Source organism: Companilactobacillus crustorum JCM 15951 (genome assembly GCF_001434585.1).
GTDB classification, from domain to species: Bacteria; Bacillota; Bacilli; order Lactobacillales; family Lactobacillaceae; genus Companilactobacillus; species Companilactobacillus crustorum.
This window is the reverse complement of record NZ_AZDB01000063.1, coordinates 1-5,159: the sequence shown is the minus strand read 5'-3', so window position 1 is coordinate 5,159 and position 5,159 is coordinate 1. Positions and strand designations below refer to the sequence as shown.

The 5,159-nt window shown below is 33.5% G+C and carries 6 protein-coding genes; 1 reads left to right on the top strand and 5 read right to left on the bottom strand.

Annotated features, from left to right (window positions below; genetic code table 11):
• The first annotated feature begins 49 nt into the window (after positions 1–49).
• On the top strand, positions 50–547 hold the full coding sequence (locus FD26_RS10445; RefSeq protein WP_057868366.1) for a TVP38/TMEM64 family protein: 498 nt from the start codon (positions 50–52) through the stop codon (positions 545–547).
• Positions 548–609: 62 nt separating this feature from the next.
• Here FD26_RS10445 and FD26_RS10440 read toward each other — a convergent pair whose 3' ends face one another.
• From FD26_RS10440 to FD26_RS10420, 5 genes are all read right to left on the bottom strand, one after another.
• Positions 610–1,020, bottom strand: a complete 411-nt coding sequence (locus tag FD26_RS10440) for a GtrA family protein (protein WP_057868365.1) — start codon at positions 1,018–1,020, stop codon at positions 610–612.
• 12 nt (positions 1,021–1,032) lie between these two features.
• Positions 1,033–1,830: a metal ABC transporter permease gene (locus tag FD26_RS10435; RefSeq protein WP_057868364.1), complete on the bottom strand. Its 798-nt coding sequence runs from the start codon at positions 1,828–1,830 to the stop codon at positions 1,033–1,035.
• Positions 1,831–1,832: 2 nt separating this feature from the next.
• Positions 1,833–2,501, bottom strand: coding sequence for an ATP-binding cassette domain-containing protein (locus FD26_RS10430; protein WP_057868363.1), 669 nt, complete (start codon positions 2,499–2,501; stop codon positions 1,833–1,835).
• 2 nt (positions 2,502–2,503) lie between these two features.
• The gene (locus tag FD26_RS10425) at positions 2,504–3,376 is read right to left on the bottom strand and encodes a metal ABC transporter solute-binding protein, Zn/Mn family (protein ID WP_057868362.1); all 873 of its coding nucleotides are present in this window, start codon (positions 3,374–3,376) and stop codon (positions 2,504–2,506) included.
• A gap of 293 nt (positions 3,377–3,669) precedes the next feature.
• Positions 3,670–5,159: BspA family leucine-rich repeat surface protein (locus tag FD26_RS10420; protein WP_156401809.1), on the bottom strand; the 1,490-nt coding region annotated here is incomplete at its 5' end.

Sequence of the window (5,159 nt, the reverse complement as noted above, 5' to 3'; positions counted from 1 at the left end):
GCCATCAACTTGATTTGACGAACAGCCTAAACATAACGCCGTTTTATTTATGGCCGTAATTGCTATAGGATCAGCTATTCCTGGTATTCCTATTGCCGCGATTGCCATATTGTCAGGTATCTGCTTTGGTCGTTGGTTAGGATTTGGAATCAATATTTGTGGAATTGTTATTGGTAATCTTTTAGCCATCAATATTTTGGGAGCTTTCCCCCACAAAATTAAGCCAAGCCGTTTTCGTTATTTAGCGGATCGTTTAAAGAACATGCGTCATCCTAGAATGGGATTAAGCATCGGTTATGCGATTCCCATGTTACCAACATTATTAGTTAATTACGCTGCCCTTGAATTGAAAATGTCATTAAAAAATAAAACACTCTGTATTTTGATTGGTTCACTTCCAGTCTCATTTCTATATGCTTTTGGAGGCGATGAATTAATTTTTGGAAATACTAAAGCCGTCGTTATAGCGGTGGTTATTTTACTGTTGCTCTTTGGTTTATATGAGATTATTCGCCGAGATCAAAAAATGGTTGCGGGAAAAGCATAAACTTACTTTCTAGATAATAAAAAAACATTCTGAATATGTCAGAATGTTTTTTTATTACGCTCTTAATTTCTTTTTCTAAAAATAATAAATTTACTAAAAATATAATTCAACAGAACTACTACTACGTTAGCAATCAATTTAACGATAAATCCATTTCCATGTAATAAAATCATACCAATGAACATGGTTCCTTGATCAATAATCCAAGATCCACCACGGAAAAGGAAGAACGAACCCATCTCTTGGAAAAAGGCTTTCCAAGTAGTTGTATGAGAATTGAAAACCCACAATTTGTTCGTTACGTAGGCAAAGATAACTGAAATCAAATACGCAATCGCATTAGCAATTTGCGAGTTCATACCCATCACGCGCCACAACAAAGCGAAGGCCAAGTAGTTTACTACGGTTGTTAAGACTCCGAAAAATAAGTACGGAATCGCATCTTTATATTTATCCCATAATTCTTTTAACATTTGTTCAGATCCTTAATGGTTTAATTTCCAATTTTTATAGCTTAATCCTAAAAAGTAAGCAATCACTTCAAAAACTGAAATAAAGAAAGTCACTGGCCAATTTGTCACGAAAGCTAGGTATAATCCCAACCAAACTCCAGCTAATGACAAACCAACTGATACCATAATCAACTTAGGAACCGTATGAACGACATATTTAGCAGTTGCTCCGGGCAAAGTTAACAGAACAAAGACTAACAATGATCCAACAATTTGGGCGCCAATACTGACGCTGAGAGCCAAAGTTACTAAAAAGGCTATCGATAGTAATCTAGTCTTCAAACCGGCCGCACGGGCGCCAATATGGTCAAATGAATCAAATGACAATGGTTTATAGAAAATAATAAACACAAAAATAACGAATAATGCCAAAATCATCAATTGATTAACTTCTTTTGAACTGATACCGACGATACTTCCAAATAGAATATTAGTTGCATAACTACTTGATTCAGAAGATAACGATAAGAACAAAATTCCCAAACCAATAAATAACGACGATATAGCGCTAATTGAAGCCTCTCGTCTGGATGATTCGGAGCTCAAACTACCAACAGCTATCGAACTAACTAAAGTAAAAATAATCATTCCCGCCAATGGTGATATTCCTATCAGAATTCCAAAAGCTGCACCCGCAAATCCAATTTCAGACAGAGTATGCGAAAGAAATGACATATTTCTTGAAACAACAAATACTCCCACTAATCCAGCAGTTATCGCAATAAAAGTACTGGCAATAAAGGCTTCACGCATAAATTCATATCCAAACATAATTAACTCCCCATCTCAAACATATCTTCAGAAATATTATCAACCTTTACCTCTTCAATGGTCTTATTTTTGAAGAATAAAGCCCGACTAGTATACTTCTTAGTCAATTCATAATCATGAGTAATGAAGATAACTGTTAAATTATATTTTTCATTGAGCTCTTTAACTAGATCCATTAATTGCATCTTAACTTCAACATCCAAACTAGCCGTTGATTCGTCTAAAATCAAAATCTTTGGATCATTCAACAATGCTTGAGCCAAATAGGCCTTTTGCTTTTCACCACCAGAGGCTAAACCTAATGGCCGATTCTTTAAACTCGTCAACTTAGTCTTTTCCAAAATTGTTTCGATCAATTTATTATCTTCTCGGCGCTTATTAGGACTGAGCGTAAACTTTAAATTTAATCTGACAAATTGTTCAATATCTAATGGATAATCCAAATCTATATTTCGAAATTGGGGTACATAACCGATAGTTTGTCTTTTATCGATTCTCAACTCGCCACTGGTCTTCTTTTCCAATCCCATCATAATCTTAACTAAAGTCGTTTTTCCTGATCCATTTGGACCTATCAAACTAATAAATTCACCGTCAGGAATCTGAAAATTAAGGTTTTCAAATACCAGTTGTTTTCCAAATCTCTTTGTTAAATCCTTTGCCTCAATCACAGCTACTTCTTCACTATCCTTTCGATCTGAGTAATATTGCCATCCATCCAGTCATAATATCCTAAATCATTTGGTAAAGTTTCAGTAAAATACACGATTGGAACGTGATATTTTTTCGCTAAATCAGTCATTTTGGTAATAATTCCACTGGTTACTTGTTTATTAACTACTAAAAAACTAACTTGATGTTTCTTTAAGCCATTTTCCATATCTTTAACATCATCAATGGAAGGGTCGGTATCATCTTCAACCGCCTTAGCAAAGTGTTGATTAGCAATCGTTACACCTAAATCTTTTAACATATAGTATGGCAAAGGTTCTGTGACATAAGCTTTTTTACCATTGGTATATTTCTTTAAAGCTTTTTCTCTTTGGATTAAACTAGCTAATTTTAAATCATATTCCTTAAAATTAGCTTGATAATAAGCTTTATTTTTAGGATCAACTTTGATCATCTGCTGGTAAACTGCTTGACTTAACTTTTGAATATTTTGAACCCCAAACCAAATATGTTCATTATCCCCATCTTTTTTATGCAAAACGTCAGCAAAATCAATCAAATTTTTATTTTGACTATTTGCCGTCACAATTTTATTGACCCAATCATCATACCCTAAACCACTCGAAACAATTATTTTTGAATCGGCAATTTGTTTAGCATCATTGCTTGAGGGTGAGAAACTATGTGGATCAACGTTAACCGACTTAATAATTGATTCAACTTTATATTTATTTCCTACCACGCTTTTGATCGGCTCAATATAAGTATTAACCGTTGTTGTGATAATCTTTTGAGATGACTTTTTTTGACTGCATCCCCCTACAAATATCAGTAGCGAAAACAAAACAAATAGAAATACTTTTCTTTTCCGCATTTATTATCCTCTATTCAAATAATTACATAATAAAATCAAAGCTCGAAGACTGAAAATCACAATACTATTTTCTTAATTTTCAGATAACTAAAATAGAGGCCTGAGCAAAACCTAAGTTTTGCACCGACCTCTTAAAAATATAACTAATTATTATTGTAAAGGCAAGTTATGCGACATTACCAAATTTGGAAATATTGACCATTAGCTGGCATTAAATAGCTTCCAACTGGTGAATCAGAATTCTTGCTGTAGATATTTATAGTTCTATATTTTTCAATTTTTAAACAGCTTAATTAAAAAATTAAATTAACATCTGAGGCACTGACATACTCACCAGTGGCAACGCGATAGTACAACTGTCTGTCAATTATTACCGTTCTATCGGATTTCCAAGATGTATATTTGGCAAGGCCACGATTGGTAACTTTGGTACCTAAAATCGTTGACAAAGAAGTGACTGGTTCATCTTTAGTTTCAACGACACTATTTTTGTTTTGATATACATGAACATTGTTTGCTTTAACCCATTCATCAGTAGCTACACGATAGTAATGATCCCCTTTCAAAGTCATTATTTCATCGCTGTACCAATCAGAATCATGGTCTAATCCACGGTTCTTGACTAATTTACCACTAAAAGTATAAAGATTAGCATGACCGATGTCGGGATTAACAGTTACGTATTGGATTGATTTTTTAATATTGCCATTTGAAGTTGATCCACTAGATGAAGAACCGCCACCAGAAGTATGTGGAATGGCTGTATATGTAATTTCATCTGGAGAAGCGACTAATCCGTTTGCAGTAGCTGTTACCTTAATTTTAGTTGGACTAGCTGTGTAACCAGATTTCTTTGGCGCATCAATATAAAGATAACTATTAATATACTCAGGACTTATTGAATCCTGAATGGTTACATTAGTACCATCTTTATCAAGATTGTTTTTTATGTTAACGGTCTTAGAACCCTCATAAGGGGCACCTGGAACAGCAGCATATTGATGTGCTTTACCATCAAAAAGATCTCCCACAAGAACAGATTTTGTTAAGTCCGCTAGTCGTGGATTATTTTCATTGTCCTTGTTATAAGAAAACCAAGTATTATTATTTATTTGACCCTCTTTAAGGTTGTGATAGTCATCAGCTGGTATATAAGCATTACTTAATTTAAAGTTTTCACCAACTTTAATTTTACTTAAAGATGTATTATCCAAAAAAATATAATAAAGAGAAGAATTGGGTTCCGGATTAGCGCTATACAATTTTCTGTCATCAAAATTGGAAATATCAAGTGACGCAATGTTTTGAGAACTATTAAACATACTACTCATGTCTTCTACATTTTTGGTATTAAAACTAGATAAATCTAACTTCCAGCCTGTGGTAGGGGTATTACTCATCTGTGCGAACATCTGTTGCATGTTAGTTACATTACTAGTATCAAAATTTGAGACGTTTAAACTGCTTAAGGAATTCATACCGTAAAACATTGTCTGCATACCAGTAACTTTACTAGTATTAAAATTAGATAAATTTAAATTTGTTAGTTTACTTGCTCCGGAAAACATACTTGACATATTAGCCACGTTTTCAGTATTAAAATTAGATAAATTTAAATCTGTTAGTGAACTTGTCCCGGAAAACATGCCTGACATGTCAGTAACATTTTTAGTATTAAAACTGGACAAGTTTAAATTTGTTAGTTTATCTGCGCCAGAAAACATATCATTCATGTCAATAACATTCCTCGTATCAAAACTGGACAAGTTTAAATTTGTTAGTT